Below are 764 nucleotides of genomic sequence, written 5' to 3'. Positions count from 1 at the left end.
GCAGCCAAAACTCTTCTTGCAGTACTTATCAGTCTTTTATTCTGTCTTGGTATTCCATTTGCCCTACGGGTTTCCTATAGCCTATTTAAAAATCCAACAGGACAATCAAAAAACTAAAAAGACAAAAAAATATCTTTTTCTCTCAAGAACAAAAAGAAATGTTAATTACGCTTTTCCATATAACATAAAAAGCAAAAAATTAATAATCCACAGAGGGTTAAAATACCCCCCAGAACAGCAGTGTATTCATAACTATAGCCCAACTTCAAAACCCATGCTCCAGATTCCGCTCCAAGAGCATTGGCAATATTAAAAGCAGATTGCATCAATGCTCCCGCTAAAATCTGTCCATGGAAAGCAACATTCATGATTTTTGTTTGTATAGAAGGCATAGCTGCAAAAGAAGTACCAACCAAAAAGCATCCTAATGCTGCGGTTAATGGAGCATGAGATAAAAAGAAAAAAACAAATGTGCTCCAAAGCATAGAAAAAAATATCAATGGTGAAATACCAATTTTTACTGCCAATTTAGGTCCCAAAAGATTACCTACCACCATCCCCAATCCAACTAACGGCATAATAAATGGTACCCAATCAAGCGAAACACCGGAAATATGCATTAATGTTGACTTAATATAAGTAAAAACAGAAAATAATCCTGATGCTCCAACCGAAACCATCATCAAGAGAAACCACACCTGCTTTTGCTTTAATACACAAAGTTCGCGTAGAGGACTTGTTTTTTGAGCATTTAAAACAGCAGG

1 protein-coding gene is annotated in these 764 nt (G+C 35.9%); it reads right to left on the bottom strand.

The genetic code is table 11. The annotated features are described in order from the left end of the window. Window positions 1–161: 161 nt before the first annotated feature. On the bottom strand, window positions 162–764 hold a 603-nt coding region (locus ACFIO5_RS11530; protein ID WP_522729888.1), incomplete at its 5' end, for an MFS transporter.

The sequence above is a fragment of the Bartonella sp. AA86SXKL genome (assembly GCF_042196885.1).
The sequence above is the reverse complement of the archived record's forward strand: the minus strand, read 5'-3'. Positions and strand labels throughout refer to the sequence as shown.